Below are 26,712 nucleotides of genomic sequence, written 5' to 3'. Positions count from 1 at the left end.
CCGTGGGGGTCGGCATGGGGATTCCTTCGGCGCGCAAATAGGTTGTTGGACTAGGCGGGAGGCCGTGGGGAGCGCGGAGCCGGCCCGGTCGCCGGCATCATCGGCACTGCGACCGTTGTGTCCTCTGGCGTCGAGTGCGTAGTTGGGGCAGCGATGTTCGGTCATCCGGGATGTGCGGCCATCCGAGTTTGCCAGGATCGCGAATGTCGGCGCGTTGGACGATGTCTTCACGGATCCGTTTTAGCCATTCGTGGGGTCGGGTGTGGCCTTAAGAGCCGGAGGAACCTGTTGAGGTGGTTGTCTCGGTGGCGTCGGCATGTGTGTACTTCGCGGCCAGCTGTTGGCGGGGCTTTTCAAGTCGGCGCATCTGTCGGACGTATCGTATCGGTCGCCCTGGTCGAAGAACCAAGGCTGAGTAGGCGCCAGCCAAGCACTCGTAAATGTCTTCGACAAGCATATTGACATGGTCGGCGGTGCCGACTTTGGACACCTTGTCGTCCTTGATCAGCTGGTAGACAATTCCGGTCTGCTTGTACATGAACACGTGGTATTGCAGCGCGATGAGGGTGGACGACGGCTGCATCAAGTACCCGCCGATCACCTGCGTCTGCCATTTGGGGAGATTTCGCTGAACTTGCCGAACTCGACGTAGAGTCTGCCGCACTCCTCGCTCATGTCATCCAGATTCTGAGCGCCCATCAGCCACGCTAGGTTGGCCATCGTCAAACCGAACAGGTACTTGAGGTCGTAGAGAAGCGAGAGGAGTCGTACTTCCATTTGTCGGCGCAACCTCATGGACTCGACGACACGATCTTTCCTGGCTTCGAGGCGCGGCTTGGCAGAATATTCGAGCCATGGTCACCGCTGCCGCTGTACCGGCGCTGACGAGCGCAGTTTGCATCAGCGTAAACGCCATTGTGTCACCCTTCACGCAATACTACTAAGGTAACGACGGTTAGGCATCATCGTCCCGTGCCGGACGTACGCTGCGCCGCCATTGTCGGCCGCTGTGGTCGAGACAGCCCCCATTCGTCGAAATGTAGCAGCCGGCAGGGCGGGTTGATCTTAGATACTCACTCCTAGTACGGTCTCGTGCGTGGATCGTGACCGGGGGAGAGCTGAGTCGCGTCTCGTGACCGTGGCCCGTCAGATCAAGGCCGGTCAGCGAGGCCCATCCGACTTCCTCGAGGTCTTCGCGGCCGCGACGGTGTTCGCGCAACGTCCGCGGAGGACGGCGTTGCTGGTGACCGAATTGGGCGACCGGGGACGGTGGACGGTGGTGTTCTCGTCCCCGGAGCGGCTCGCGGTCCACGCAGGGGAATGTGACTACTTGTCCACGACGGGCGACGATTTTATGGAATTAGTGCCCGAAGGGGTTGCGGTAATGGTCGATCCCGACGACGTGCACCGTTTTCCAGTGCTATCAAAGGTGGCTCCTGCGGATTTCGTAGCCCGGTTGTGGGCTAGGCAAGCACTGGACTGACACGCGTCCGGCCAATGCGAGCCGGTGGCATCACAGGAGGGAACGCGAGGGGTGGACGGTCCGGGTTTTCACGTGGAGCTCGACGCGCTGGAAAGCGCGTCGAAAGGCATGGGCGAGGTCGTGAGCGATCAGGAGGGGTTCGAGCTGCGCGGCCTGTGTGGTGAACCGCCGCTATATGGGCATGAAGGAGTTCATGCCGCGTTGGCGGAGTTCTGCGCGCGGTGGAGTGTCGGGCTGGACGCGCTGGCGGATCGCGCTCGCGATCTCGGGGGCCTGCTGGGCGCGGCGGCGAAGGCCTACCGCGCGGTCGAGCACACCAACCTCGCCGCCCTGAAAAACGACCCCGGCCTCGGCTCGGTCAGCGCACCGCCCCGTGTCGGGAGCGGCCGATGATGGTCGCGGAGCTGGGACAGACCGATGATCCGAAAGCGCTGGTGCCGGGGGACCCGGACGCGGTGTTCGAGAACGCCCGTGTGCTGCACGAGCGAGCACGGGACGCGCTCGAGGTGGGTGATGCGCTCAAACGGATCGACACGGGGGCATGGCAGGGACCGGCGTCGAACCAGTTCCATGACGATCACCAGACCGAAGTGCCGCGCTGGGGCAACGCGGGCGACTCGCTGGACAACGCCGCGCTCGCGCTGACCGACCTCGCCAACTGCCTGGCATGGGCACAGGCCCAGGCCACGGAGGCGATCGCCCAGTGGAAGCAGGGTGAGGCCGAGACTCAGCGCGCGGTCGAGGCCCACGGCCGCGCCTGCGCCCAGGCCGACGCGCAGAACCGGGCGAATATCGAGCGTGGCGACCCGACCGTCGTGCAGCCGCCACCCTTCACCGACCCTGGTTGCGCGACACGGCAGGCGGCCAGCGACATGCTCCACCGGGCACGCCAGCAGCTGCTGGGGGAAGGGAACCGGTGCGCCGAGGCGCTGAAGGCCGAGGCGGTGCTGGCGCCGCAGGACTCGCGGAAGCAGGCGGACGCGAACTTCTACGGCGGGATGGTCGACAGCGCCCAGGGCGTTCTCGAAGGACTGTGGGGAGCGATCAGCGACCCGGGCGGCACGGTCGCCGCGATGGCCCATAACCTCACCCATCCCGTCGACACGCTGAAATCGATGATCGCCTGGGACGACTGGGCCGCCGGCCGCGGCGACCGGGCACTGGGGAAGATCACCGGCGACATGGTCATCGCCGCCGCCACCTTCGGCGCAGGGAAACTCATCAAGGACGGCCTCGGCCGCCACCACGATGGCGACGGTCCATCGTCCGGCGGCCACGACGGCACCGGTGGCCCGGCGCCGCGGCCGGTGTACGAACCGACGCGGAACCGGGTCAAGCTCCGCCAATCCACCAAACGAGAGATCTACCGGGACGCCGAGCGGCAGCCGGACGGCTCCGGCGATTTCGTGTGCCAGGCCTCTCGCGAACGGATCCCCGCCGCGCACAACCCCGACGGCAGTCTCGTCAAAATCGACCCCGACACCGGCAAACCCGACCCCGCCGGCATGACCGTCCCCGAGCCGGGAAAATACGAATTCGGGCACCAGCCAGGCTCGGAATGGTGGCGCTACAAAGCCGAAGCCGAAGTGGGCGGCTACTCCCGCGAGAAAGTCATCGAGGACCAGAACGAGTCCGGCCGCTACCGCCTCGAAACACCCGAGGCCAACCACGGCCACAAATACGAACTACCACCGTAAACCGGGGATCCAGGCCAGGTAGCATCCGATGCAACGGAAACGAGGTGTGATGATCAACCCGGACCGCGAAGGACGCGACGAACTCCATTACGCGGCACAGAAAGGCGACATCGCCGCCATTGAGCGTCGCCTGGCCGACGGCGTCGACGTGAACCTCACCGAAAACCGCAGCCAGTACACACCCCTGCACTTCGCGGTCCAAGAGGGCAAGGTCGACGCCGCACGCGTGCTGCTCGACGCCGGCGCGGACATCCAGGCCGTCTACACCCCGGGTGCCACGCCGCTGCACCTCGCGGTCATCCGATGGCGCAAAGCGCCCGACGGCGCGATGATCAAACTCCTGCTCGACCATGGCGCGGACAAGACCGCGACCGAGACCAACGGCCACACCCCGGTCGAGATCACCAAGGGCCAGTACGGATTTCCCGCCGACCTCACGGAGTTGCTGCAACCATGACCGAGCTGGCCCTCGACGACCACCTCACCCGCTACCTCGGCCACGGGACGCGGGAGACCGAGGTCGACGGTGTCGAGATCTGGCGGCACGAACGCCCCGACTTCGTCTCCTTCGCGACCCACGGCCTGTCCAGCCAGCCCATCACCGCGGTGTACCCGCAGGAACTCGTGTGCTCCGTCGAGCACGGCCAGGACGGCGCGGCGCTCTACCTGGTGGAAACGACCCTGAAGATCGTCCAGGAGCACCACCGCGGCGTCGTCAACAACCAGGTGATCCGCAACGACCGACCGCTGCTCGCCGACACCGACATCACCGGCGTCCTTGTCGGCGGCCACCCCTACCTCGACGACTTCGACGTGATCTTCGGCGCCGACCGGAAGGTCCTGGTCGAGCTGATGACCTTGATTCCGCTCACCAGCAGCGAGGTCGCCCGATCCACCCGTACCAGCGTCGACGCGCTGCTCGACCACCTCGAGGACACCGACCCGCCCCTGCTGAACATCCAGCGGACCTCGACCACCTGAAACCCCTGGGGACCCGCCTACGGAAATCCCCGCCGGCGGCACTCCGACGCCTCCAGCGACGACTGCGCATGTACTCGAACACCAGACACCAGGCCTGAACACCTGTCCACGCAGCCCAGACAGGAACACCACATGAACGACATCACCCCGACCGACAACCCCGGCTCGGCACGAACTAGAGTCACTACGCCAACGCGCCGACAACGGCGACCACTACGCTGCCGCGCGCCTACCTGACTTGCTGGCCGAGCAGGGGATGCTGGATCTGCTTGGCCGAGAAGTCGCCGCGGGAACCAGGGGCGCAGCCCGGGCAATGCGCCGCACGAACATCTCGTCGGCCGATCGTCAGGTTTGACAGCTCAGAAGTGATGAAACTTTGAGAACGTAAGGCAAACACGCCGTACCGGGCTCCGTAACGTTACCCGGCATGAACCAGGGATGGCTGCCGCCGACGGAGTACTACGCCACGCTCCCGGCACTGATCGGTAGCGGTGGTGTCCTGTGCCGTGACGCTTCCGGCCGCGTGCTGCTCGTCGAAACTAACTACCAGACCGACGATGCCTACGAAATCCCGGGTGGCGCGCTCAACGCAGGCGAGTCACCACGGGTGTGCGCTCGCCGCGAAGTCGAAGAGGAACTCGGCATCACGCTGTGGATCGGCCGGCTGCTCGTCGAAGACTGGGTGCCGCCGCAACCGGATGGCCGCCCAGCCCTAGCGAACCACGTGTTCGACGGCGGTGTCCTATCCGACGACCAAATCGCCACGTTACGGCCGGCGGATCGAGAGGTGAAGGCCTCGAAGTTCTGTACCCCCGGCGAGGCCGCGGACCTGCTTCGTCCTCAGCTGGCCCGTCGCCTCCTGTGCTGCATCGAGGCCCAGCGCACAGGAACGTCGTTCTATCTTGAAGACGGCTTCGACCCGCTCGCCGCGGATGGACCGTGTTGATCTGCGCCGAAAGTGGGTTCGCCGCACGTAGCCCGCGCCAGAACGACGTCAACGGTACAACCGTAACGGGTTCGGTCCGGTCGACGATCTCCAAGAATCTGGTCCCCTGGTAGTACCTCCACCTCGCTGCCAGGGGCCAGTCCATGACCGGGCGTGAGCGACGTGCACGCCAGCCCGCCTTCGCCGAACTCTCGCCGAGAGTGGTCCGGGCGCACCAGCATGCCGCCAGTGCCCGGAAAAGGGGATGCAGCGAGGGGACACGCCCCGAGCCAGGCTCTCCGAACTGCTCGGCGAGCACACGCCTGGCGGGAGTCCGGGCTCGGCGCTCCCGCCGACCTCGACTAGTTGCAGTAGCGGATCACCGACCTTGAGCAACAGGTCGTTGGCCCTGCGAGGCCAACTCGAGGATTGCGACCAGGAACTGGCGGCCCCGCGAACCACGAACCGAGAACTCATCGCGAAGCTGAACAAGCGCTGGTGACTCGCGGCGGCCCTGGCTCTACTGGCAAGGACCAGGGCCGTCGGCGCATGCGAGCATGTCCGGGGCGCTCGCCGTGTGTTGTTCGATAGCGTCAAGCTCCTTGGCTAGGTCTGCCAAGCCGACGTCATCGAGCGTGAACGTCCTGGTCTTTGGGGACTGGTGGACGGCGCATGCGCCTCCACTACGCCCGGCCATTTCCACATGGATCTCGAAATCCCGGAGAACGCCTTCTCTGTCGACAGTTCGCGCACAGACGAGCAGAGTGGTCGGCAAAATGCCGTACGCATCGTCCCGATCACCCCCGATCAGCGACGACGGTCGCTCAAACCACATCTGCGCCACGACCCAGTCCGGTGCCTGTTCAAGCCAGCCGCTGCGGTCTTCCAACAGCGCCCGCAGTGCAGCCACGGGGTTCGATCCCTCCGACGAATCTACGTGCTCAAGCCGCCGCTGAACCGGCAGCGGCCTCTGCACGATCACCGGAGCTGCGTGTTCACGACGTTGCTTCTTCAGCCTGTTTCCTTTACCCATAGGGCGAAGACGACCGGACACTGCCACCGTTGTCGAGCAGACACGCAGCATCAGTAACCCAACCCGGCGCAAACTCAGCCTTTCGGGTCACCCTCATTGAAGACGAGCTCGTCGAGCGGCACCAGACAATACGGCTCCGATTGCCCGATCGGGTTTCCCGCAGAGTCGGTCAGCGGCTCCCCGGCCTCGAACTGGCGACGCAGCCGCACGCGGTTCTCCTCAACTTGCCGCAGCTGGGTGTCGTTCATCCTCTCGGCTAGCAGATGCGCGACGTCGTGCACGCGGCGGCGGTCGATGTTGTCCGGATCCCGCCAGATCGCCGCCGCACGTTGCAGAACTTGCCGCCGTTGCTCGGCACCGTCCCGCTCCGTCAACTCGACGATCCGTTGCCATGCGCTCAGCAAATCCCACACGGGCGTAAGGTCCAGCGTCTCGGCAGCCAACTGCATCTCGCGGCGATAGCGCCGCTCGAACGCGAGGCGCTCCTCCTCGATCAGCCCGTTGCAGATCAGGCGCGGTAGAAGACCATCCACGTCACACCGCCGGCGCCGGAGAATGACCAACCACCACGACTTTGCACTTGCCGTTCGTTTTGACGCCAGCCGCTTCCATACGCCCGCGGAGCCCTGGATCGGCGTGCTTCTCAAGAGAAATTGCCATCAGCTGGTCCTCGAACCAGGTACCGAGTTCGCGGTGATCCACAGCTGCATCGTAATGCGCGGGACAGTGCTGCTTGGCGCCGACTGCACGACCAATCACCCCGCCCGACGGGCTTGGATTTGGTCATGTTGGATCACTTTGCGCAACACCTGTGGTGATCGCTACGCCTCACCAATATGGCCCCTGAGCTGCTGGTGCTCCCTCCCATAGTCCACTTCATACTGGCGGGACCCCGGAGAAGGCACTTTCCACTGCTTCGGTGCGGCACTGGGGGGCGACGCACCGATGTTCGAGGTCAAGATCGGTCACCTGCGGGACAACCCCGACGGCTAGCGCTCCCCGTGTCACTGGGGAAGGGGTTCGGAGGTCAGGGCAGGGTGAGTCGGTAATCGACGCTGTCGCCGTTCCCGCGGTGACCCAAGAGGCCGTCCCGGAGGCCCAGGTCGTTCAGGCAGTCCATCAGCGCGCACGCGGTGAAGGTGTCGTAGACGAGGGTGGTCTTCTCCTCGTCCGCGGCCAGGTCCCGGTTGAACACGTTCGCGACATGGACGCGGTAGAACTCGGTCATGTCGAAGTTCAGCAGGACGCCGTCGGCGTCGGCTGCGGCCGCGAGTGCGTCGGCGACGGCGGACTTCACCATGCTCATCCGCACCGTGTCGGGCAAGCCGTCGAGGAACTGCTCGGGGGTCACGAATCTCGCGCCCGGTGCGGCGTGCGCGACCGGGTCCCAGGGGGTTCGCGTGTCCGGCAACCGGCTGATGTTATTCACGACGTCTCCTTCGGCTGGTCGAAGTCGGGGTGGTAGGCGAGGGCGAGTTGATCGATCAGGCCGTGAGAGGTCTGGCCGGTCAGCGCCGAGAGTTCGGTCAGGAGCGTGTGGGAGACCGAGACGAGTGCGGCTGTCAGGTGGTGGAGCGCCCCTTCGGGGAAACGGTCGTGGACATCCGCGATGAATTCGTCGACCGTCTCCATACCTTCCGGGGTCCGCGGATCGACATCAGCGCACAGCCGAAGGATCGAGAGTGTCCACAACTGTGCATCTTCAGCGGGTTTGGCATCCGTCACGAGACACAGCGTCGCAGAGGACGCAGGGACACGATCGGGTCACCTGCACAACGGAAATTGACCGGGTGAACGGAGCCCTGCGCTGTCACCAGTGCAGCCTGCGGGATGCCCACGTGGTAGCGCCCCCCATCCCGCCAGTGGGTTCGACCGAGCCGCCTCGGGTGCGGCCACCCTGTCGTGGCTGGTTCGAGCGACCGCCGCCAGCCGGTTGACCCGGTCATGGCGGCACACATGCAGTGGGCAAGACCCGCGGCGAGGCGGTTCCAACGTGGTTGCCGTCGATACGTTCGTTGTCATGGGCACAGCGCCGCGCGGCTCGACCATCGATTACGGCGGTAGGTCGGTTACCTGATCAGCCTCGTCGAGCCTGCAGCCCTGGCATGGATTCGTCGAGAAGGTCGGGTTCCCTGCCACGAGCCGAGTTACCCGAGGACCAGTCACGCGAAGTCACGGCGGCCAGCCCTGGGCCATCGCTCGATCGTGACCTCGCCTGGCCTGAAATGCTTTTCCGGTGATGACATCCGAGGTTGCGATAACGACCGACCTGTACGCCAGCGACTTCAAAGCGATCGAGTTCATCGGGTCTACCGACCAGGCATTGTTCGCTGCGGTCGCCGAATGGCTCGCCGAGCACGAGAACGTGATCATCCGCGCCGTGACCTACGACTTCCATGCGCGTACTGATGAGAACGACTATGGGCTTACCGTCATCTTCGAGCCGATATAGCCTGCAGGTTCCAGCCCGCGACTGCGGATTCACCACGACGTCGGCGTGCTGGCACGTGGGAGCCGGTGTCACCATACGACCTTGGGCCTGACAGGCCATGGTCCCTGCAGCTTGGGCAGCTAGTCAGGGTTCTCGGATTTGGCGTCCGGGAGCGCCAGTTCGACGCGCCCGCTGACAGCGCGTTCTGCGGCTTCGGGATCGGTGGCTAAGGCGACCCGGACAATGGTGTTCTCGCCCGGAGTCATTCTCTTGGGTTCTCGGGGGTTTGGTGTGACGTTGCGCTGATCTGTTGATCAGGGGGTTCTGCAGCAGTTCTCTGGGGATGTAGCTCTGCGGCTTCTTGTTGTTGATCAAGAAGGAGCAGAGGGCGCACGTGCGTACGTTCAAGGTGCAGATGCCGTCGGGCAGCCGGTATTGGACGGTTCTCGACGAGGATCTGGTGGTGGTGCCGATCGCTGATCGGTATCTGCGGGAGTTGCGGTTCGGGCGGGACCGGGCCGAGTCGACGGTGAAGTCCTACGCCGGCGGCGTGGCGCTCTACCTGCGGTGGTGTGGCCGGACCGGTCGTGACTGGACGACGGCGGCTCCGTACATGGGCTTGTTCATGACCTGGCTGAAGTTCACTCCAAACGGTGAAGCCGGCGTCGTGGTGCCCGGTCCGGGCGCGAAGCCGGCGCGGGGCGCGAGGCGGATCAACCGGATTCTGGTCGCGACGCGCGGGTTCCTGTCGTTCGCGGTGGTCAGCGGCGAGGCGCCACAGTGGATTCTCGGCGTGCTCTACGAGCTGGCCGACAGCCGGGATCTGCCGCTCGCCGCGCAGGGCGAGGCGCCGGGGCTGGCGCATCGACTGCGGGCCCGGCACCAGCTGCAGGAGCCGGAGACCGCGGTCGACCGCGCCACGGACGCCGAGGTCGTCGCGCTGTTCCAGGCGTGCTTGTCGGCGCGGGACCGGCTGATCGTGTTGTTGCTGGCCAGGGTCGGTCTCCGCCGCGGCGAGGTCACCGGACTGCGGTGCGCCGACCTGCACTTGCTGGCGGACAGCACGTCGCTGGGCTGCGACGTCGAGGGCGCGCACCTGCAAGTCGTGCGCCGCGAGAACGACAACGGCGCCTGGGCGAAGTCGCGCTACACGCGGGCGATGCCAGTGGATTTCCTGGTGGTGCGGGCGATCGACCACTACGTGCTGGAGCGGGCCGAGTGCCCGGCGGCCTCGGCCAGCGATTTTCTGCTGGTCAACCTGTTCCACGAGCCGCTGGGCTCGCCGGTGACGCCGGACGCGCTCAACGAGCTGTTCGAGAGTTTGTGCACGCGGGCGGGCCTGGCCCGCGCGATCACGCCGCACATGGGTCGGCGGCTTTCCGAGGCGCTCGGCGAGCAGGCCTGGCGCGAGTCCGGGCTCGGCGCACCGAGCGACATCGACGAGCTGCAGCAGCGGATCACGGTCCTGGAACAGCAGGTTGTCGAGCTGACTGGCCGTTGGAGGAGCGTGATCCGGAACTTGGCGCTGCGCGGGCGGCCAACCGTGAGCTCATCGCGAACGTGAATCGGCGGCAGTGATCAGCGCCGCTCCGCGGTCACGTCGTGATCGCGGAGCGGAAGATCCTGGTCTCGATTCCGGCGTCCTGCGCGAGCTGGGCGGTCATGCTCGCGCCGGCCGAGTTGTCCCGGATGAAGGCCAGGCACAGGTCCGCTCCGGCCTTCACCATCTCCGCGTTTCGCACGAACCCTGCTCGCTTGCCGAACTGATCCCAGTCCGCCGGGTGACGTTCGATCGTCCCGCCCCACTGGCCCCAACACGTCTCGCAGAGCGCGTCGGCGCCGGTCGGGCACGCGCCCGACACCAGCACCGAGTCCGGGTTCCACACCTCGGCCAGCGCCGCGCGGATCATCGCCCGATCGGCCCAGGTCCGAGAACCGGTGACCAAGATACGCAACGCCATGTCTTCGAAGACCTTCCGGATTCGTTGCTGCCAAGCTACTTCACGCTCATGACCCGATGACGGCCAGTGCGGGCTCGATGCGCCGGCTGACCTGGACCGACCGTCTTCGGGACGACGAGCTGGGCTCGGCGCGGCACCGGCATGCAGACTAGGGCTATGGCACGAAAGAACGCGCTCCCGTCCTTGACTGCGCCGCAGGTGGTGCGTCTGCAGGACGAGTTGTTGGCGAACGCTGACCGTTTGCTCACTTCGGCGCTCGCGGTCCTTGACCAAGGCCACGTCGGCCTTGCGCGGTCGCTGGCCATCCTCGGCCTCGAGGAGTCAGGCAAGGCGATCGCCATCCACCAGCGGCGAGTCGACATGGCCCGCGCGCCGGAAGGCGAGCCGTTCGTCAACGCCGCGCTGGGAACCTTCTGGGCTGACCACAATCAGAAGCTGAAGCTGGTGCACGACTTTCTTGTCCAGGAGCCGTATTGGTTCGGCACAGAGCCCGCCGACCCGGAGGAGAACCGCGCCTGGCTCGGAGAGATCGACGAGTGGGCACGCAACCACAACACGCTCAAACAGCGTGGGTTCTACGTCGATATCGACGCAGAGAAAGGCGTGCTCACCCCAGGCGATGTGTCCGATGAGGACTCGCTCCGAGAGGTGATCGGCCATGTCCACCAAATCGGATGGCAACTGCGCTTGGGCGAGCACATCGTCGCCAAGCAGCAGGAAGAGATGGCTGCAGCGGTTCCGCCGGCCACCGAGGAGGAGATCGAGCGGATGAGGGACATCTTCGGCAGAGCACCCGACGTTGATGAATCGGTGGTCACGGAGATGATCGACAACATGCGCCGGGGCACGGAAGCAACCCCGCTGAACAACGACGCTTACCGCTTGCGTCTCCGCGAGCCTGGGAGCGACCCCTTCGCGAACCTCGGGAAACCCGGCTACGAAGCCGAAACGCGCGAGCTGATGCGGCTTGCTGAAGAAATCGGCCTCACCAGCGACTTCGGCGACGACGGCACCTCAGAGGATCGCTCCTGAGGTGGTGGTCAATCGCAGCGTTCGATCCTGGCGAGGAACACCCGCGGATCACCGCCTTCTCGCAGCCAAACCGGTTTGACGTGTCGTGCTGATCTGCTGGCCGGGCTGGGAGACCCAACCCGGCCAACTCCCTTAGCTCACTCGTTCTCGTTGTCACCGCCCTCGTCCTTGCGGCGCCTGATCCAGGCGATGACGATCTTCTCGACCGCCGTGATCACAGCGATGATGACGGTCGCTGCCGCCGGGATGAGGACTGGCACGAGGTCAGCCGACACGATGGTCTCCTAGAACCGGTGAGGCCCACCCGAACTTGGGGGCCCCTCAGGTCTTGGCGGGAGACAGCGGTGGTTTGACAGTATTTCCGAGGCCGCCGAGACGAAATCGTGACCAACAGGGCTGAGTTCTGATGGTCACGACCCGAGTTTAGTCGCCCGGGTTGATGATCTGCTCCCACGTCGGCGGCCAGCCACCGCGGCTCCGCAGCCTCAGTGTCCTGAAGTCTGGCGCTGGCCGACCTCCTCGCGCAGCCGCGCGAGGCGAGCAGCTTCTCGTTCCCATCGCGCCCGCTCGGGGCCGGACACGTCGGACGGGCCGAACAGCTCGTCGAACACGGCTTCGGTCATGTGGATCGGCCGGCGCCCCAGCTCGGGGTTCCAGAGCGGGTAGGGGCGACCACGGCCTAGCGCCTCCAGCGCTTTCGCCGGCCAGGTCGCGTACTTGAACTCGAGCTGTTGCTTGGCGAATGGGTGCGGGCGGCCCTCGGTGACCACCGGGTCGAAGTAGAACGTCGCCGACTCCAAGTTCGGATCCGCCGCGTCGTCCTCGCTGATCACCCGCCAGCGGTCATCGACATCGCCGACGGTCCGGAACCCGCGGGCAACCTGGATCTCCGGGGTGTACCGCGGCTCTGCCGCGACGACCGGGCCACCGGCCCGGTACTGCCGGTAGAGCACGTTGTGGGGCATGCCGATGGCCGGGCCGAGAGTGCGCCAGGCCGCACCCGCCTCCTGGCACTCCGCCATCGCCGAACGCAGACCCCACGCCAGGAAGTGCTGCGCCCGCGTGATGATCTCGGCCCGCTTCTCCGGGTCGGATTTGGTCTGGGCGAACTTCAGCAACTCGATGACGTTCCCCATGCACGTGTCGGTCGTCAACCTGGCTGACTGGGCGACCATGTCGACCCCTTTCGTCGAGAAGCACCGCCAACGCTCGACGTGCTCCTTTGAAGTAGCACCACCGTAGCTTCTGCTACTTCAAAGGAGCAAGGAGTTGGCGCTCCGGAACTCGGGGGCGTTGGACGGCTACTCAGGGTTCAATACGTGGCATGACTGACGATGCTGTTGCTCGCGACTGGGTCGCCGATCGACGGGCCAGGACGACGGCTGCCGGAGAAGGAGCCCCGTCATGACCTCCACGCTGGACTTCCTCACGGACGCGTACGGACGGCTGCGGGACGCCTGGTCTGTTCTGCTCCGAGACGAGAACTGCGACAAGTCGGCACCGTGGCTGGCTACGGGTGCCACGGACGCGGACCCCGACGAGGTCCACATCCTGCTGAACATCGCCACGATTGCCGCGAGCAACGCGGCCGTTTCTGTCTCGCACCACTTGCGCCTGTTGGCATTGGCGTATCCGCCGTACGCCATGACCGCCGCCGGCGTTGATCCCCGCGGGTGGCCCGGGTTGTCTTCCTTCCCTGCTGCCCGCTCGCTGCTGGAAGCCGCAGCGTTGGCGAGTTGGTCGCTGGCGCCGGACAAAACCGAACGGCTTCGCCGCTGTGCTCAGTTCCAGATCTGGTCGGCGAACGAAGGCAGCAAGAGCGACCTTGGCCCCGCCCCGGGCGGCCCCGGTTCGGTGGACGAGGTCCGCCAGACCATCGAAGCCGCAGGCTTCGAAGTCCGGGAGTACGGCCGCCACAACGACCTCGGCGTGGTCCTGGACGGCCAGGTGAAGACCTTCTACACCGCCAGCGCGATCTCCAGCAGCCTCGGCGACCCCGGCCGACGGCTCTACCGGTGGTGGAGCGGGATCGCCCATCACGCCTCCTGGGCCGTTTCCCCGTGGACCGCGCTGCGTCTGCGCGACGACAACACCGGGATGTACCTCTCGACCGCGAACTTCGAGGACAAGCACCTCGAACTTGCCGCCGACGTGGCCGCCGTCGTCCTCACCGCCGGGCGGTCGCTGGGCACCTTCTACGGCCGGGGCCTGCGAACTTTCGAGACGACCTGTCAGCAGGTGGAAACCGTGCTGCGCCAGATGATCCCGGATGCCCGGCAGGCGCTTGGTCGTCCGGACGCCGACCCAACCCAGCGCTGACCGGCCTAAGACCGTCAGTCAGGCGGGTGGCCAGGGTTTTCCGGCCAGCAGCTGCCCAACCTGGTCCCGGTCGGGGAAGATGCCCGGCATCCCGGCCGCCATCGAGCCAACCAGCTGCATGGCCTCCGCCATCTCGGCCGCCTTGTCGGCGTGGTGGCGCAGCAGCGGGGCGAGTGCTTCGGCGTCCTCGGCGGCGAGGAAGACGTAGAGCGGCTCGCCGGACGGGGCGATGCCGAAAAGCACGACGTGGCAGTTCGCCACACCGACTCCGCTGGGGTCGTTGGTGCCCGCGGTCGCTTCCTGCCACGCCGGCTGCCGACGGCCCCAGGCGTCGACCGCCTCGAACCAGGCGTCCTCGTCGCCGTCCGGACGCGGGTAGTCGGTGGCGGGCAGCACTTCGGTGCGGTCCAGGCGCGCGTAGCCGGCACCCTGCTCGAACGCGTCGGCGTAGCCGCGAGCATCGTCAGGGGGCAGGCACACGCCCCGGCTGCGGCTGGCGGTGCCGAACCGCATCGCCACCAGGCCCGACGCGGCCTGGATCTCGAAGTAGGCGCCGAACAGCACCTCACCGCCGTGGCGGTACGCCTCGGCCACCGACCCGTCCGAACGTCGTGCGCGGACCCGTGTTCCCTTGCCCATCCGACCATCCTGACCAGAGGAGCACAGCCCCGGCGGTCGCCACGCCCGGCACGAACGGGTTACCGCCGCGCTGAGCACCGCGCGGGCCGGACCGAACCAGCACCACCGCAGGACCGGGTCCCCGGTGCCCGGGCGGATGACGCGCGAGCGCCGGGAACACCCACCATCGCGGACCTGATGTCCGCAACGGCGGCGATTCTGCCTGCCTGGCGGGGGATGTGGCAGGCTGCCCCAGTGAAGACCTGCGAGTGGTGCTGCCAGCTTTTCGCGCTGGATTTCCGGAACTACGACCACGTCCATCCCGTGCGAGCGCTTCCGGCTCCGCGGAACGTCGAGAACGACGATGAAGACCACATCGTCGTACACGGTTACGCCGTCCAGATCAGCGGCGGAATGCCGCAGTGCGTGCTGTTCTTCCACGACCGCGAGCCTGCGCTCGCCTTCGGCCTAGCCGGGCGCATGTCCCTCGACGTCAGCGACTACGGCGTCTACCACGCGGCCCGCGAAGTGCGCGACGACCGCCGTAGCGCCGTGACCACCCTGTACGTCGATCTTGCGCAGAAGATCGACCGCCTCCCCGACGAGCACGACGACCTGGCCCGCTGGCTCGCCGGTGTCAGCCCCCGCTCCTCCCATTTCCAGCCCGCCACCGACACGCTGACCTGACGGGAGCGATCCGTCCAGCATCGCCTCCTTTGACGGTGCGCATCGGTTTCGTGTCCAACCGTGACCAATAACGTCAGCCAGCAGCGCGTGACCGGCCAGCCGTTCACCGTGGCCGATCTACACCAGTTCGTTGATCACGCGAACCGGGAAGGCCTCCCGGACGAGACACACGTGACGTGCACGGTCGCCGACAAACATGGCGCCGTGTTCAGCCTTTCGACTCATTCGGCGAACCACGACGACGCGGGCGTCTCGCAGGTCACCCCGACACCCAGCGGGATCGCTGATCCAGACAGCCGCACCACCATCGAGCAGTCCAGCACTGGCCCGATCGTGAGCTACCGGCACTGGCTTCGCACCCACGTCGTGAGCGAGCTCGTCAGTCCTCGGCGACGTCCGGGCACTGCTGGCCCGGATCTACGAGGCAGGGTTGCCGATCGACCTGTACGAGATCGGGGCGCTGACGGCTCCCGGCTCGCGCCAGCTGGTGTACCGCATTTCCGCGCGACCCCGCACGACGGAGTCGACGCCACAGCCGGAGCCTGATCGCGACTGATCGGCCGTCCGAAGTCTCGGTCCGTTCGGCGGCCCATCACGCTCGCATGGCCGGTTGCTCCGGTTGCTGTAGTGACAGGCTCAGCGCCTGGGCTGCGACCCGTGTCGAGTCCAGCAGGCTCCGCCGGAGAGGTTCCGGTAGTGTTCCGATCCCCAGACCGGAGGTGTTCACCAGGTCGGTGAGCGCGGCGCGTTGCCCGTCGGTCACCGCGGTCGGGAACTCGCGGTACCGCAGTGCTTCCCTTGCGGCGTAGCCGTCTTCCGACTCGATCACCTCGCCGACCACCCTGGGCGAGCACGTGGCTGGCGATGTCGACGATCTCCTGGACCCGCTCGGGCAGCGACGGGCAGGACGGCCGGGGGACGGCCCGGCAGCGGAAAGCGGCGGACGCTGGCGGCCAGCCTGGTGGGGTTTATGAGTCAGCTCCGGGGCAGCAGGGCCGTGGTCGCCGAGCGGGCGAGGATGCCTTGGCTGGTGGCCGAGAGACCGAACCGGTTCCAGTGGAAGATCACCACGTGGGTGAGGATTGCCCGGAGGCCGCGGTCGAGGTGTCCTTCCGCGGCGTCGTGACCGAGCTGCCGGCCCATGGTGCCGAACGCGGCGAGCCAGGGCGCGGCGTGCGCGACCGGCCCGCCGGGGGCGAACAGCGGGCTGTCGGCCAGGTTAGGGATCGATAGGAGGACGCGCACGTTGTCGGCTAACGTGCCGATGCGCGCGGTGTCGGCGTCGGAGGGTGCGGGGCGCAGCCGGGCAACCCGGTCGAACACGTCGCCGCACTCGAACCCGTCGAGCCCGGCGGCGCGCATGAGCCCGCTCAGCAGCAGGATGGACAGTTCCCGGCGGCCGAGGCCGGGAGTGTCCTGGCGCAGGTAGTCGAGCACGCCGGCGCTGTCGGCGCAGAACAGGTCGTGGACGGCGTCCATGCCTGCCGGGCCGCCGAAAGCGGCGGTCTCCGGCTCGTACACCGTCGGCCACCAGCGCGCGATGACGCCGGTGCCGGTCAGCTCGTCGAGCACGCGGGCGACGGCCGCGGTGTCCGCGCGCAGCAGCCGTAGCCGCCAGCAAGGGTGCTTGCGCAGGAACCACCAGCCGGCCACCGCCCCTTCGGTGGTGAGCCGGTCCAGGGCGGGTCCGAGCGTCGTGACGCCGACCGTCTCGGCGGCCGACCAGTCGGTGAACTGGACCCGCACCTGATACCAGGCGTCCTCGGCCTCTCGTTCCAGCGCTGCAAGCCCAGCGGTCTGGTAGGTCCGCACAGCATCGTCGAGGTCGGCCGGGCCCAATGCGTGGCGAGCAGCGACGGCGTCGGGGTCGGCACCGGCGAGCACCGCCAGCACGGCGGCGGTGAGACCGGTGGGCGCGGGCGTCGGGTGAGTGGTGGTCAGGTGATCAGCAGGCATGCGTCCCATCCCGTGTGAGGCGGCGTGCTGCGCCGCGCGGTCTCGAGAGCCAGGTCCGCGCCGGCGCGTCCGGTCAGTAGCCCGCTCGCGTCCGCCTGGTCGCCGTCCTCGTCACCGGGCGACCGTGCGAGCCGGTCGGCCAACGCCGGAAGCCGTCGTGCGAGGGCGGAACCACGGGCGTTGAGGGAGGCGCGGTAGGCGGTCTGGTACACCCCCGCGATGCCGTGGCACAGGCCCGGCTCGGTGATCCGGTCGAGCTGGGCGTCGGTCAGGCTCGCGGCCAGGGCGTCCTCGGCGGCGTCCTGACGGTGCGGATCGCCCGTGGACAGGGCGGCCAGTTGCTGAGCGCGGGCGATGCCGACCGTCCCGTAACACCAGAAGGCCCGACCAGAGCCGGTGTGAGCGGGTCGGCCTGTGCGCAGCTCCTCGCGGGTGATCCACTGCGGCCACCACGGCCCCTCCGGTCCGTCCTGGCGCCACCGGTCGAACCAGCCGGTGAGCACGGCGATCGCCTCACGCTGGCCGTCGACTACACGACCGCGCAGGGCGGCCAGGGCGAGGAAGGCCAGCAGCCCGGCCGCGCCGTGGGCCATGCCGAAGTTCGCGTGCCCGCCGGGGGTCGGCAGGATCTCGTCCGGGTCGTGCGCCACCCACCAGCCCGGCAGCTCGATGCCGTCCTCGTGGCGCGGCCGGGTCACCAGGGTGATGACGTACTGCAGAATCCCGGCCAGCTCGTCGCTGTCCGCGTGGTGGCGCAGCAGCAGCGCGCCGATGCCGGTGAGCCCGTAGAACAGGTCGTACTCGGCGAAGGCGGCGGCCTGGCCGTGGTCGATCCGGGTGGCGGCGGTGGCCAGCCGTCGCCGGGTCAGGCGCAGCACGTGCTCGTCCATTGTCTGGCTGGCCGCGCGGTAGCGGGGGTGGCGGTCGGCGGCGGCGTGCAGCAGGAACGCGACCGCGGGCGCCCCGTAGTACAGGCCGGCGTGGTCGGCGGCGTCGACCGGCCCCGCCACCACCCGACGGATGTGGTCCTGCGCGGTGGTCCAGCTGCCGGAGCCGGTCCAGGCAAGTTCGACGTGCAGCAGCGCGTCCCCGACCGCGCCGCGGGCCAGGGACTGGCCGGCCACCTCGTCGAGAGTCAATGTCACCTCGTCGCCCTCCGGGTGCGGGGTCGTGTCGGGCGTCATCGGGCACCGGCCAGGGCGAGCAGGCGCAGCGCGACCGCGCGGGCCAGGCGTCCGGTCTCCTTCTCGAACGTCGGGTCGACGCCGACGGCGCGGATGTGGTGCTCGTGCAGCAACGTGCGCAGAACCACGCCCGGCTCGCGCTCCTGCTCGGCAAGAGCGTCGTGGTAGGCGCGCAGCGCGGTGTCGCGGGCACGCCACGCGGCGGCGACCGCGTCGCCGCCCGGTAGCGCGCGAACAGTGCGGTACTGATCAGCTGGGTCGGCCACCGCGAGAGCATGGCTGCGCAGTTCTCGGTCCAGCGGCCCGTGCTCCTGCGGCAGGCATCCGAGCAGCGCCCGGTACCCGGTGTGCGAATCGGGTGCGAAGGAGGCGGCCAGGTGTGCCATCGACGCTGCGGCCAGGGCCTGGGCGGGAATCCCGGCCGCCTGCGCCGCGGCGAGCTGGGCGATGGCGGCCGTGGTGTCGGTGGCGAACACCTGCTCGGCCGCGGTGAGTGCGGGTCCGTCGCCGTAGCGGGCGTGGTGCTGCGGCGCAGGGGCGAGGGTGAGCTGGCCGGGAAGCCCGCGGGAGTCCAGGTCGGCCGCGAACGCGGCCAGCCGGGCGGCGACCGGTCCGTACTGCTCGGGGCTGGTCAGGCGCAGGAACACGGCGAGGTGCTGATCGGTCTCGGGCCGGATCATGTCGCGGTGCCGCCGCACCCACCACGCCTCGACCGGGCCGCCCGGGTTGCGCGGGTCGTGAAGTGCGGCGACGAACCGGGGCAGGTGCGCGGTGAGGATCTCGTCGAACCGCGCCGGGTTGCCCACTAGTTGCGCGTGCACCACGGCGGAGTCACCGGGCTGCAGGGCGGCTCCGGGCGCCGCAGTGGCGGGCAGTGGCCGTGCGGGCGGGGAGAGCGCGGTCATCGGGATCAGCAGCTCCGCCGGCCGTCCGATCCAGCCCTGGCCGTCGTGCGGGCCGTCCTCGTGCAGTTCGACCCGGTCAGTTCTGTCCAGGCGGGCGTGCAGCAGGGCGCGGTCGAGCTCCTGGTCGAGGTCCAGCGGCAACCGCAGCTCCCCGTGGACCAAGACCACTCGTGCCGGTACCCGCCACCGCTGCCGCCACGCCCGCAACGCCTCCTGCCCGTCGTGGGCTCCGGGCCGAACGTCGAGGTCGCTGCTGGGGAGGATCCAGCGGGCGGCGGCGAGCACGGTGCGGCGGTAGCGGATGCGCGGGACGTAGGGCAGGACGCGGGCGGCGCCGTGATCGAATCCGCGGAACACCGCGCTGCGGGCGTCGGCGACCTCGGCGAGGAACCGGGCCAGCGGCGGGCTCTGCGCGACGGTGTCCAGGGCGTGCGGAATCCGCGGGATCACCCGCCTTCCGGTGGAGACCTGCACCAGGTACATCTGCTCGGCGTCGGCGGTCACCGCCAGGCCGTCCACCCCGACCACAGTCAGGCCGGGGCGCCCCGGATCGGGGTGCTCCGACAGCGACACGACATCGCCGATCAGCGGCGGCACCCGCACCACGTTCTCGTTGTGGGGGCGGCGCGGCGGAAAGGACAGCTGTACCGCCACCACGTCGGGCCCGTCCTGATCCGCCGGTCGGGCGGCGTAGGTCGCGGCCAGCCGGGTGTGGTTAGCCTCGTCCAGAAGGTAGGCGAACCGGCCGGCCATGCTGGTGTGCGCGGGCGGCGCGGCGGTGACCCGCAGCCGGAACTCGCCGCGGTCGATCGCCGCGGTCGACGCGGCGCGCACCTCGACGCCCAGTTCGATCCGATTGGGCGGGACGACGTCGGCGTGCTCCCCGACGGTCAGCGCCTCGACGTCGGTGTCGGTCAGTTCGATCTCCGGTGCTCCGGACAGGGTGGCCTGCTGGATCAACGCCAGGAGGGCGGCGTCGCGGTCGGTCATCACCCGCCACGCGGGCCGGGCGCGGGGCGCACCGAGGTAGCCGGCGGGGTAGCCGAGGCCGGAGTCAGCGAGCAGGTCCCGCACCGGCACCAGCGCGCGGGGACCGTAGCGGGCGAGGAACCGGGCGTGATAGTCCAGCCACGTGGCCGTCCCGAAGGGTTGCGTGCTGGTCCGCAGCAGCACAGTGGCGGCACGCGCGGCCTCGTCGAGAACTCGCTCCGGGACGGTGATCGTCGCGTCGATGCGCACGTCGGTGGCCAGAGCAGGACCGGCGCCGGGAACCAGGCCGGTCATCCGGGCGGCGGCCTCCGTCCGGATTCCCCTCTCCTCATCCGGATTGCGGGTGCGGTTGTGCCGGGCCAGGTCGGCGCTGATCGCGTCGAGCTCGCGCAGATCGGCGGCGACCCCGTCGAGGGTGTCCGCTCCGGCCGCGCGCAGAGCGCGGGTCAAGTGGGCCACGGCGTCGGCGCTGGTCATCGGCGGCCGCAGGCTCGTGATCAGCACACCGGCGTCGACCAGCCCGTCCAGCAGTGTGTCGATCTTGCCGGGGGACGCGGACGGGAACTCGCCGGTCATCTGCTCGGCGAGGGTGTCGAAGCGGATCGGCGAACCGGCCGCGGCCAAGACGAACCGCACCGGACGGGTGAGCCGCACCGAGGACTCCCGCAGCGGCCCGGGAGTGGACGCGCCGACCTCGGCGCGGCGGTGCACGATCACGCGTCCATCGCGCACGAACCGCGCGTCGTCCACCACGACCGTCAGGCTCGGGCGCAGGTCGGGGTTCCGTTCGAGCCGGTCGATCAGCGTGGTCAGCCGTTCGCCGTCCACTCGTGCCACGGCCCGATGCCCCGTGCCGACCTCGGCAGCCGCCGGTCCGATACCGGCCGCGGTGACTCCGGCGAACAAGCCGAAGGGTGTTGCCCGCCGCTGCCAGCGCAGCAGGTAGGTCGCCACGGATACGACGGCGCGCCGCAGCTCCTTGGCCGTGGGCGAGGCGGTCTCGTCGGCGAGGATCTGGTCGAGGCGAGCGCCGAGGACGGGGCTGGCCAGTGCCAGGGCGTCTCGGACCTCTGGGCGCGCCCACACTTTCCCCAGCCACGCACGGCCTTCCCGTTCCACCGCGGTCGGGTCGGCCGGGTTCAGTTGTGTCGGTGGGTCGAGATCGCCGGGATCGGTGGTGACGCGGGCCAGGACAAAGCCGGTGTGCTCATAGCGCGGGGACACGGTCATCGCGATTGGCTCTCCTCACCGGTCACGATCAAGGGCAGCGCCTGGCCGTCGGCGCCCAAGGCTGACTCGGACGCCGACGGCAGCGTTGGATCAGAGCGGGTCGTTGGAGAACGTGGTGCACGCGCTGGTGCTACAGGTGCTGCCGCACCCGTCGCTCGTGTCGCACATCATGATCACGAGCTTGGTGGTGGACTCCACCACGCGCATGTCCAGCTCGAACTCCGCATCGTCGACCACGTCGACGGGTTCGACGGCCAGTGCTGCTGACATTCGGATCTCTCCTCACTTCTCTGGGTTGTGCAGGGCTCCCTGGTCACCGAGCGGCGTCGGCCGCCGGTGGCCAGGAGATCGTGGCCACGCCGTGCGTCTTGACCAGCACGGCCGTGTCCTCGCCGAACTCGGGACGGTCGGAGCCGGTCGGCCAGTAGGTGAAGGCGGGTTCGCGGTCGCGGGCTTGGTGGTCCCATGCCTGGATCTGGTCGACCATCGCGGTGGCGGCGGCGTGGCCGTGTGCTCCGTAGGCACGCGCGCCGAACTCCGCTCCGCCGCCTTCGGGAATGGGCCGGACGGCCAGGTAGGCGAACGAGTCGCCGTGCACCACGCCGAAGGGGAACCAGCCCTTGCGTTCGGCGGCCAGGTCGGTGCCCTCGTCTACGGCCAGCTTGCAGAAGCCGGGCAGGGATACGGCGAGCCACAGGTGCAGGTCGGCGAAGGACACGCCGTGCTTGATCGTGACGCCGGACCAGGCTTCGGTCCGCTCGGTCGCCAGCACCCCATCCAGCAGGTTCACCTCCGCCGGCACCTCGCCCTCGAAGCGCAGCTTGACGTGGTGACCGTTGCGGTCGGGCAGCAGGAAGACCCGTTCGTCGCGGGCGCCCTCGCCCTGCATCGGGACGAATCCGGCCACCTCGGACGAGGTACTCACCAGGTGGTCGCCCTCGCAGCGGAAGCCGATGACACGGGTGATTCCGTTCATCCGCAACGGAACGACGATCGTGCCGCCCTCGGACAGATGCTCCAACCACGCCGGCGCCAGGTCCCACGCCCCGACCGTCACCAAGATCGCATCGAACGGCTCGTGAAGCCCCGGCAACGGGTTCTCCGCGTCGGCGAGCACCACGTCGACCCGGTTGCCGTATCCGGTCTGCTCCAGCAGGTCGCGGGCGCGGTCAGTCACCTCCGAGTCGATGTCCACGCTGACCACCCGCCCGTCCGGGCCGACGATCTCGGCCAGCAGGGCGGCGTTGAACCCGCCGGACCCGATCTCCAACACACTCATGCCCGGACCGAGCCCGGCCTGCTCGATCATCCGGGCCTGGATGTACGCAGCGCTGGTAGAGGAGATGATCACGCCATCCGGGTCACGCTTGATCGCGACCGAGTTATCGACGTTGTAGGTGACGTCCAACGGTGTGCCCTCGGCGACGAACAGGTGCCGGGGCACGGTGCGGAAAGCCCTCTCCACCTCCGGCGAGGTGATCATCTTGTTAGCGAGGAGCTTGTCGACCAAGGCATCGCGAAGCTTGGCGGCGCTGACGTCGTCGTGTCGGAGTGTGTTCACTAGATTACCTTTTCAGAGAGGTCTGACAGTTTGTGGGCCTGTGTGTCTCGGTGGACCAGGGGCACGCCGCGTCGGGGGCCACGGCGCGCCCCCGGTCAGGAAGCCCCCAGCACCGCGACGGTCGACCGGCCGGTGGCAGCCGCGTGCCTGCCAGCGCGGCCGGCGGGAAGGCCGTCGGCGGCGAACAGGTGCTGGTGGGCGATGCTCCACACCGAGCAAAGGATGGCGGCGGGACCGCCGCCATCCCGAACACTGCGGGCACCGGCCGCGTTCGTCCGGCTGATGCGCAGCCAGCAGGCTCCGCCACGCCCCGGTCAATCGGGTGATCTCGGTGTCGGCGAGGGCGGCCTCGACCGGCTCGTCGCCCTCGTGGGCGAGCCGGTCGAGGTAATCCAGCCGCCCGAACACCGTGCTCTGCAGGGCTGAGCTCAGGACTTCATCCACGGTCGGTCTCCTCATCAGGGGCGTCGGACGGCCACGCACGCGCCCCGGGCGATGCCGGATTCGCGCGCGGCGGCCACAAGCGGGAGTGCAGCTCCAACGGGACGACGTCGCCGACCCGCAGCCGCGCTGTGTGCACGCGACGAGCCGCGTCGTGGAAGTAGTCGCAGGGCCAGAACCGTCCCGGGCAGGTCGAGCAGACCGCCGGTGCGCCGGGCTCGGGCAGGTGCCGGGTCAGATCGTTGATCGCCTCGGCGGTACGCCCGGCCGGGCTGTCGGCCGCGCCTATCACCCCCGCCATCGGCCGGATATTCGCCCCCTCCATCGCGGTTCACGCCATTCCAGACGGCCCGGTAGGCATCTGCAGCGCCGGAAGGCGGCGCCGTCCCAGCCGCAGATCGGTGACCAGGTCGTCGTAGGCGCGGCCCAGCTCACCGAGCTGGGCCGACGCGACCCGCACCCGCGGGTCGCCTGCCTCGACGCGGGCGTCGGCCAGTAGCTGCCCGCGCATCCAAACCGTCACCATCCGGTCGATGAGCTGTCCGAGCGACTCGGTGTGCAGCACGCCCGCGCGGCCCTTGGCCAGTTCGGTGGCGGACCAGCGGTCGATCCGGTCGACCAGCACCGCACAGGCGGTGTCGCGGGAACGCGCCGTCCGCGCGGCCGCGGCGACCATCGGATCGTCGGCCCGGGGATCACCGACGATCTGGTGAACTCCAGCGCGCATCCGATGTTCGGCTGCCAGCGCCGCGGCGGCAGCCAGGACCGGATGCCGGTAGCCGCCCGGCGGGATGGTGCCGAAGGCGCGAACCACAGCCGCTGCGCGGGGCAGCGACACCGGCACGGTCTCTGTCCTAGCGCCCGGCGGATCGATGATCACGGTCGTCACGACGCCGCCTCCGGCACGGCGGCCGCGCCGGGTACTGGGCGGCCGTTGATCTCCCACTCGGTGAAGTGAATGACGATCCGGTCCCACAGCTGGGCTGTGCCGATCTCGGCGACGTGCATCCGAATGCGGGCCGCCTGGTCGTCCCAGCAGGCCATCACCCGGACCCCGGTCCGGGCGTCGGTGTTGAGGAACAGGTGCTCGTCCAGGCGGCGCTGCAGCGTCCGGCGTCGGTAGGCCACACCCGGAAGCCCCGCAGCGATGATCGCGGCAGCGGCCTGGTGCTCGATGCCGGGCACGAACACCGCCGGCGCCAGCCGTGCGGTCTGCAGCTCGGCGACCAGCGCGCCGTAGCGGTCCTCGCCACGGAGTACCCGCGTTACCGTGTGCACGAGCTCGGCCACGGACTTCCTCGGTGCGGACAGGGTCGCGGTCATCGCACGACCACTTCTTCGCAGGTGGGGGCAGCGGGCCCGGGCCAGTCGGGGGCAAGCCCGGGGCCGCCGCCGGTCGGGGCGACTCCGGGCTTGTCCGACGAGGTGGGGCGTCCCTGCTCAGGCCACCGCGACCGAGTAACGTCCTGCTTCACAGTGAGCCAGGTCATAGTGAGCACGCTACATCTGAGCATGCTCAAAATGTAAGTGCTCCGATTGGATGATCCTTGGCTATGACCGGACACTGTCTGACACCGAACGCCCAGCTGGGAGAGGAGGCCGCGGTGGCGCCAACGCAGAGCCCGACCGCGCTCAAGTGGTGGTTCGCCGTCGAGATGCGGCGGATGCGCGAAGCCCAGCCCGAGGATCGGCGCATTAGCCGGGAGGACGCGGCGCGGGCGACCAAGGGCAGCGTTCAGGGCATCGGCCACATCGAGGCGGGCCGGTCGCTGCCGAAACCGCTGGAGCTGGACAAGCTGCTGGAGCTCTACGGCCAGAGCGAGCGTGCGGAGTTCTTCCAGGACCTGCGCGAGCGGGCCAAGCGCGGCAAGGACTGGTGGATAGGCTTCGGCCCATCGGTGCGCAGCTACTTCAACCTGTTCCTCGGCCTGGAGTCCTCGTCTCCGCAGATCGAAGGCTGGGACGCGTTGGTCCCGCCGGGCCTGTTTCAGACCCCCGAATACGCCGAAGGCGTCATCCGCGCCGGCTACCCCGACCTGCCCGCCAACCAGACCCAGGAGATCCGGCAGCTGGTCGACCTGCGCATGGCCCGCCAGCGCGAGGTCCTGGAACGGGAGCACCCGGCAAAGGTGTGGCGGGTCATCGACGAAGCCGCGCTGCGCCGCGTCGTCGGCAGCCGCGAGATCACCACCGCCCAGCTGCACCACCTCGCCGAACTCGCCGAGCGTCCGAACGTGGACGTGCAGGTCGTCCCGCTGGACGCGGGCGCGCACACTGGAACCGAGGGCACCTTCACGCTGATTTCCGCGCCCCCGGAACTGGAGAACTACCCCGGCTGCGTGTACGTGGAGACCCTCGTCAAGGGCTACTACTACGAAGAGCTGGAGGAGATCACCCGCTACCGCAACGCCCTGACCCGGTTGCGGGTCCAGGCCACCAAACCGGAAGACTCCCCGGCGTTCATCCGCCAGCTAGCAAAGGAACTGTGATCACCATGAGGTACGAGGACGCCGTTAACGCCCTCGCCGCCGCGACCAACTGGCACAAGGCCAGCTTTAGCCAGGGCGGAGAAAACGGCTGCGTCGAGGTCGGGTCCGTGCCTGGCCTGATTGGCGTGCGCGACACCAAACTCGGCGACGCCAGCCCGATCCTGGCCTTCACCGAACACGAGTGGAAGACGTTTCTGCGCGGCGCCCGTAACGGCGAGTTCGACATCGAGGACTGACAGCGCACCAGCCGACGAGCTGCAAGACTGCCCCCGGCCATCTGAACTGGCCGGGGGCAATCCCCGTTCGAGCGCTGCCGTGCTCCTCACCGATCATGCCCCACCTTCGCCGCCCGCGGCACAGCCCGGCCAAGGCTGGTTCGCCTGACATCGTGGCTGGTGAGGCCATGCGTAAGGCAAGGGTCCCGGCATTCTCGCAGTCGGATCGCTAGTTGGTCATTGGGTGGGCGAGTAGGGCGTTGTTGATCGCCTGAATGTTGGAATGGAAAATCACGTAGTAGCAATCCCGCCCGATCGGGACAGCGCCGGGCGAGCACTTCACTTCGCTCGAGAGCAAGCCCGCGACGATCTCGCCTGCCGCGATGACGCCACCGGTGCCGAAGTTGTAGTTGGGCCACCGCTATCGCCTTCGCCGGCCTCGGCCCGTAGGTGGCCAGTACCCGGGGGGGGGGGGGGGGGGGGGGCAATCCCCATAAGTAGGGGGCCGCGGGGGCGTGCGGTGGTGGGGGTTTTGCGTATTGTAAGGGGGGGTGGGGTAGGGGTAGGTGGTGGG

The 26,712-nt window shown here is 68.4% G+C and carries 34 protein-coding genes; 15 read left to right on the top strand and 19 right to left on the bottom strand.

Translation table 11 applies throughout. The annotated features are described in order from the left end of the window. Positions 1 to 268: 268 nt before the first annotated feature. Complete coding sequence (locus tag ACZ3HL_RS37865; protein WP_465536325.1) at positions 269 to 601, bottom strand: hypothetical protein; 333 nt, start codon at positions 599 to 601, stop codon at positions 269 to 271. 495 nt (positions 602 to 1,096) lie between these two features. Here ACZ3HL_RS37865 and ACZ3HL_RS37860 point away from each other — a divergent pair, with 495 nt between their 5' ends. The 6 genes from ACZ3HL_RS37860 (at position 1,097) to ACZ3HL_RS37835 (ending at position 5,107) form a co-directional block, all read left to right on the top strand. Beyond that, the gene (locus ACZ3HL_RS37860; protein ID WP_465536324.1) at positions 1,097 to 1,483 is read left to right on the top strand and encodes an SseB family protein; all 387 of its coding nucleotides are present in this window, start codon (positions 1,097 to 1,099) and stop codon (positions 1,481 to 1,483) included. Between the two features lie 72 nt (positions 1,484 to 1,555). After that, the gene (locus tag ACZ3HL_RS37855; protein ID WP_465536322.1) at positions 1,556 to 1,876 is read left to right on the top strand and encodes a hypothetical protein; all 321 of its coding nucleotides are present in this window, start codon (positions 1,556 to 1,558) and stop codon (positions 1,874 to 1,876) included. Then, positions 1,873 to 3,180 (top strand): putative T7SS-secreted protein, encoded by a 1,308-nt coding sequence (locus ACZ3HL_RS37850; protein WP_465536320.1) that lies wholly within the window; start codon positions 1,873 to 1,875, stop codon positions 3,178 to 3,180. The genes ACZ3HL_RS37855 and ACZ3HL_RS37850 overlap by 4 nt, the downstream gene beginning before the upstream one ends. 28 nt (positions 3,181 to 3,208) lie before the next feature. Beyond that, complete coding sequence (locus tag ACZ3HL_RS37845; protein WP_465536319.1) at positions 3,209 to 3,637, top strand: ankyrin repeat domain-containing protein; 429 nt, start codon at positions 3,209 to 3,211, stop codon at positions 3,635 to 3,637. After that, a complete protein-coding gene (locus tag ACZ3HL_RS37840) occupies positions 3,634 to 4,161 on the top strand; it encodes a suppressor of fused domain protein (protein WP_465536317.1) in 528 nt (175 codons plus the stop codon). Before ACZ3HL_RS37845 ends, ACZ3HL_RS37840 begins: the two co-directional genes overlap by 4 nt. A gap of 427 nt (positions 4,162 to 4,588) precedes the next feature. Then, positions 4,589 to 5,107: an NUDIX domain-containing protein gene (locus ACZ3HL_RS37835; protein ID WP_465536315.1), complete on the top strand. Its 519-nt coding sequence runs from the start codon at positions 4,589 to 4,591 to the stop codon at positions 5,105 to 5,107. 499 nt (positions 5,108 to 5,606) lie between these two features. Here ACZ3HL_RS37835 and ACZ3HL_RS37830 read toward each other — a convergent pair whose 3' ends face one another. The 5 genes from ACZ3HL_RS37830 to ACZ3HL_RS37810 form a co-directional block, all read right to left on the bottom strand. After that, positions 5,607 to 5,996 carry a hypothetical protein gene (locus ACZ3HL_RS37830; protein ID WP_465536313.1) on the bottom strand — a complete coding sequence of 130 codons (390 nt, stop codon included), beginning with the start codon at positions 5,994 to 5,996 and terminating at the stop codon, positions 5,607 to 5,609. A gap of 197 nt (positions 5,997 to 6,193) precedes the next feature. Further along, positions 6,194 to 6,652, bottom strand: coding sequence for a DUF6247 family protein (locus tag ACZ3HL_RS37825; RefSeq protein WP_465536312.1), 459 nt, complete (start codon positions 6,650 to 6,652; stop codon positions 6,194 to 6,196). A 1-nt stretch (position 6,653) separates the two neighbouring features. Continuing rightward, a complete protein-coding gene (locus ACZ3HL_RS37820; RefSeq protein ID WP_465536310.1) occupies positions 6,654 to 6,821 on the bottom strand; it encodes a hypothetical protein in 168 nt (55 codons plus the stop codon). A gap of 325 nt (positions 6,822 to 7,146) precedes the next feature. Next, positions 7,147 to 7,548 carry a hypothetical protein gene (locus ACZ3HL_RS37815; protein WP_465536308.1) on the bottom strand — a complete coding sequence of 134 codons (402 nt, stop codon included), beginning with the start codon at positions 7,546 to 7,548 and terminating at the stop codon, positions 7,147 to 7,149. Then, positions 7,545 to 7,751 (bottom strand): hypothetical protein, encoded by a 207-nt coding sequence (locus tag ACZ3HL_RS37810; RefSeq protein WP_465536306.1) that lies wholly within the window; start codon positions 7,749 to 7,751, stop codon positions 7,545 to 7,547. Before ACZ3HL_RS37810 ends, ACZ3HL_RS37815 begins: the two co-directional genes overlap by 4 nt. A 604-nt stretch (positions 7,752 to 8,355) precedes the next feature. On the opposite strand from ACZ3HL_RS37810, the gene ACZ3HL_RS37805 reads away from it, so the two are divergent. Together ACZ3HL_RS37805 and ACZ3HL_RS37800 are read left to right on the top strand one after the other, a co-directional pair. Then, complete coding sequence (locus tag ACZ3HL_RS37805; protein ID WP_465536304.1) at positions 8,356 to 8,571, top strand: hypothetical protein; 216 nt, start codon at positions 8,356 to 8,358, stop codon at positions 8,569 to 8,571. Positions 8,572 to 8,944: 373 nt separating this feature from the next. Further along, complete coding sequence (locus tag ACZ3HL_RS37800; RefSeq protein ID WP_465536302.1) at positions 8,945 to 10,114, top strand: tyrosine-type recombinase/integrase; 1,170 nt, start codon at positions 8,945 to 8,947, stop codon at positions 10,112 to 10,114. A 31-nt stretch (positions 10,115 to 10,145) separates the two neighbouring features. Here the strand turns inward: ACZ3HL_RS37800 and ACZ3HL_RS37795 are convergent, their stop codons facing one another. Next, on the bottom strand, positions 10,146 to 10,511 hold the full coding sequence (locus ACZ3HL_RS37795) for an SLOG family protein (RefSeq protein ID WP_465536300.1): 366 nt from the start codon (positions 10,509 to 10,511) through the stop codon (positions 10,146 to 10,148). Positions 10,512 to 10,667: 156 nt separating this feature from the next. Here ACZ3HL_RS37795 and ACZ3HL_RS37790 point away from each other — a divergent pair, with 156 nt between their 5' ends. Next, a complete protein-coding gene (locus ACZ3HL_RS37790) occupies positions 10,668 to 11,543 on the top strand; it encodes an AbiV family abortive infection protein (protein WP_465536298.1) in 876 nt (291 codons plus the stop codon). A gap of 137 nt (positions 11,544 to 11,680) precedes the next feature. Here ACZ3HL_RS37790 and ACZ3HL_RS37785 read toward each other — a convergent pair whose 3' ends face one another. Together ACZ3HL_RS37785 and ACZ3HL_RS37780 are read right to left on the bottom strand one after the other, a co-directional pair. Further along, positions 11,681 to 11,818, bottom strand: a complete 138-nt coding sequence (locus ACZ3HL_RS37785) for a hypothetical protein (RefSeq protein WP_465536296.1) — start codon at positions 11,816 to 11,818, stop codon at positions 11,681 to 11,683. A 210-nt stretch (positions 11,819 to 12,028) separates the two neighbouring features. Then, positions 12,029 to 12,718, bottom strand: a complete 690-nt coding sequence (locus ACZ3HL_RS37780; RefSeq protein ID WP_465536295.1) for a hypothetical protein — start codon at positions 12,716 to 12,718, stop codon at positions 12,029 to 12,031. Positions 12,719 to 12,947: 229 nt separating this feature from the next. Between ACZ3HL_RS37780 and ACZ3HL_RS37775 the strand changes: the two genes are divergently transcribed. Then, positions 12,948 to 13,862: a hypothetical protein gene (locus tag ACZ3HL_RS37775; protein ID WP_465536293.1), complete on the top strand. Its 915-nt coding sequence runs from the start codon at positions 12,948 to 12,950 to the stop codon at positions 13,860 to 13,862. An 18-nt stretch (positions 13,863 to 13,880) separates the two neighbouring features. Here the strand turns inward: ACZ3HL_RS37775 and ACZ3HL_RS37770 are convergent, their stop codons facing one another. Next, positions 13,881 to 14,501: a hypothetical protein gene (locus ACZ3HL_RS37770; protein ID WP_465536291.1), complete on the bottom strand. Its 621-nt coding sequence runs from the start codon at positions 14,499 to 14,501 to the stop codon at positions 13,881 to 13,883. 234 nt (positions 14,502 to 14,735) lie between these two features. Between ACZ3HL_RS37770 and ACZ3HL_RS37765 the strand changes: the two genes are divergently transcribed. Both ACZ3HL_RS37765 and ACZ3HL_RS37760 read left to right on the top strand, forming a co-directional pair. Continuing rightward, positions 14,736 to 15,167 carry a hypothetical protein gene (locus ACZ3HL_RS37765; protein WP_465536289.1) on the top strand — a complete coding sequence of 144 codons (432 nt, stop codon included), beginning with the start codon at positions 14,736 to 14,738 and terminating at the stop codon, positions 15,165 to 15,167. A gap of 60 nt (positions 15,168 to 15,227) precedes the next feature. Further along, positions 15,228 to 15,713 (top strand): hypothetical protein, encoded by a 486-nt coding sequence (locus ACZ3HL_RS37760; protein ID WP_465536287.1) that lies wholly within the window; start codon positions 15,228 to 15,230, stop codon positions 15,711 to 15,713. 46 nt (positions 15,714 to 15,759) lie between these two features. On the opposite strand, the gene ACZ3HL_RS37755 is transcribed toward ACZ3HL_RS37760, so the two are convergent. The 6 genes from ACZ3HL_RS37755 to fxlM form a co-directional block, all read right to left on the bottom strand. Beyond that, positions 15,760 to 15,996 (bottom strand): hypothetical protein, encoded by a 237-nt coding sequence (locus ACZ3HL_RS37755; protein WP_465536285.1) that lies wholly within the window; start codon positions 15,994 to 15,996, stop codon positions 15,760 to 15,762. Between the two features lie 146 nt (positions 15,997 to 16,142). Then, complete coding sequence (locus ACZ3HL_RS37750; protein WP_465536283.1) at positions 16,143 to 17,123, bottom strand: thiopeptide-type bacteriocin biosynthesis protein; 981 nt, start codon at positions 17,121 to 17,123, stop codon at positions 16,143 to 16,145. After that, positions 17,105 to 18,307 carry a lanthionine synthetase C family protein gene (locus ACZ3HL_RS37745; protein WP_465536282.1) on the bottom strand — a complete coding sequence of 401 codons (1,203 nt, stop codon included), beginning with the start codon at positions 18,305 to 18,307 and terminating at the stop codon, positions 17,105 to 17,107. Before ACZ3HL_RS37745 ends, ACZ3HL_RS37750 begins: the two co-directional genes overlap by 19 nt. After that, the gene (locus ACZ3HL_RS37740; protein ID WP_465536280.1) at positions 18,304 to 21,432 is read right to left on the bottom strand and encodes a lantibiotic dehydratase; all 3,129 of its coding nucleotides are present in this window, start codon (positions 21,430 to 21,432) and stop codon (positions 18,304 to 18,306) included. The genes ACZ3HL_RS37745 and ACZ3HL_RS37740 overlap by 4 nt, the downstream gene beginning before the upstream one ends. Positions 21,433 to 21,522: 90 nt before the next feature. Beyond that, the gene (locus tag ACZ3HL_RS37735; RefSeq protein ID WP_465536278.1) at positions 21,523 to 21,702 is read right to left on the bottom strand and encodes an FxLD family lanthipeptide; all 180 of its coding nucleotides are present in this window, start codon (positions 21,700 to 21,702) and stop codon (positions 21,523 to 21,525) included. A gap of 43 nt (positions 21,703 to 21,745) precedes the next feature. Then, positions 21,746 to 22,993: a methyltransferase, FxLD system gene (gene fxlM / locus ACZ3HL_RS37730; protein ID WP_465536276.1), complete on the bottom strand. Its 1,248-nt coding sequence runs from the start codon at positions 22,991 to 22,993 to the stop codon at positions 21,746 to 21,748. A 222-nt stretch (positions 22,994 to 23,215) separates the two neighbouring features. On the opposite strand from fxlM, the gene ACZ3HL_RS37725 reads away from it, so the two are divergent. Beyond that, a complete protein-coding gene (locus tag ACZ3HL_RS37725; protein ID WP_465536274.1) occupies positions 23,216 to 23,419 on the top strand; it encodes a hypothetical protein in 204 nt (67 codons plus the stop codon). A gap of 10 nt (positions 23,420 to 23,429) precedes the next feature. Here the strand turns inward: ACZ3HL_RS37725 and ACZ3HL_RS37720 are convergent, their stop codons facing one another. From ACZ3HL_RS37720 to ACZ3HL_RS37710, 3 genes are read right to left on the bottom strand one after another with little or no spacing between them, the layout of a single operon-like run. Then, positions 23,430 to 23,735, bottom strand: coding sequence for a hypothetical protein (locus ACZ3HL_RS37720; protein WP_465536272.1), 306 nt, complete (start codon positions 23,733 to 23,735; stop codon positions 23,430 to 23,432). 30 nt (positions 23,736 to 23,765) lie between these two features. Then, the gene (locus ACZ3HL_RS37715; protein ID WP_465536270.1) at positions 23,766 to 24,323 is read right to left on the bottom strand and encodes a DUF4254 domain-containing protein; all 558 of its coding nucleotides are present in this window, start codon (positions 24,321 to 24,323) and stop codon (positions 23,766 to 23,768) included. Beyond that, complete coding sequence (locus ACZ3HL_RS37710; protein WP_465536268.1) at positions 24,320 to 24,757, bottom strand: hypothetical protein; 438 nt, start codon at positions 24,755 to 24,757, stop codon at positions 24,320 to 24,322. Before ACZ3HL_RS37710 ends, ACZ3HL_RS37715 begins: the two co-directional genes overlap by 4 nt. A gap of 281 nt (positions 24,758 to 25,038) precedes the next feature. Between ACZ3HL_RS37710 and ACZ3HL_RS37705 the strand changes: the two genes are divergently transcribed. Further along, positions 25,039 to 25,923, top strand: a complete 885-nt coding sequence (locus ACZ3HL_RS37705; RefSeq protein WP_465536266.1) for a helix-turn-helix domain-containing protein — start codon at positions 25,039 to 25,041, stop codon at positions 25,921 to 25,923. A 5-nt stretch (positions 25,924 to 25,928) separates the two neighbouring features. Continuing rightward, positions 25,929 to 26,159, top strand: coding sequence for a DUF397 domain-containing protein (locus tag ACZ3HL_RS37700; protein WP_465536264.1), 231 nt, complete (start codon positions 25,929 to 25,931; stop codon positions 26,157 to 26,159). Positions 26,160 to 26,712 lie beyond the last annotated feature (553 nt).

This window comes from Amycolatopsis sp. NPDC000009 (genome assembly GCF_055563465.1).
This window is presented reverse-complemented; position numbering and strand designations above follow the sequence as displayed.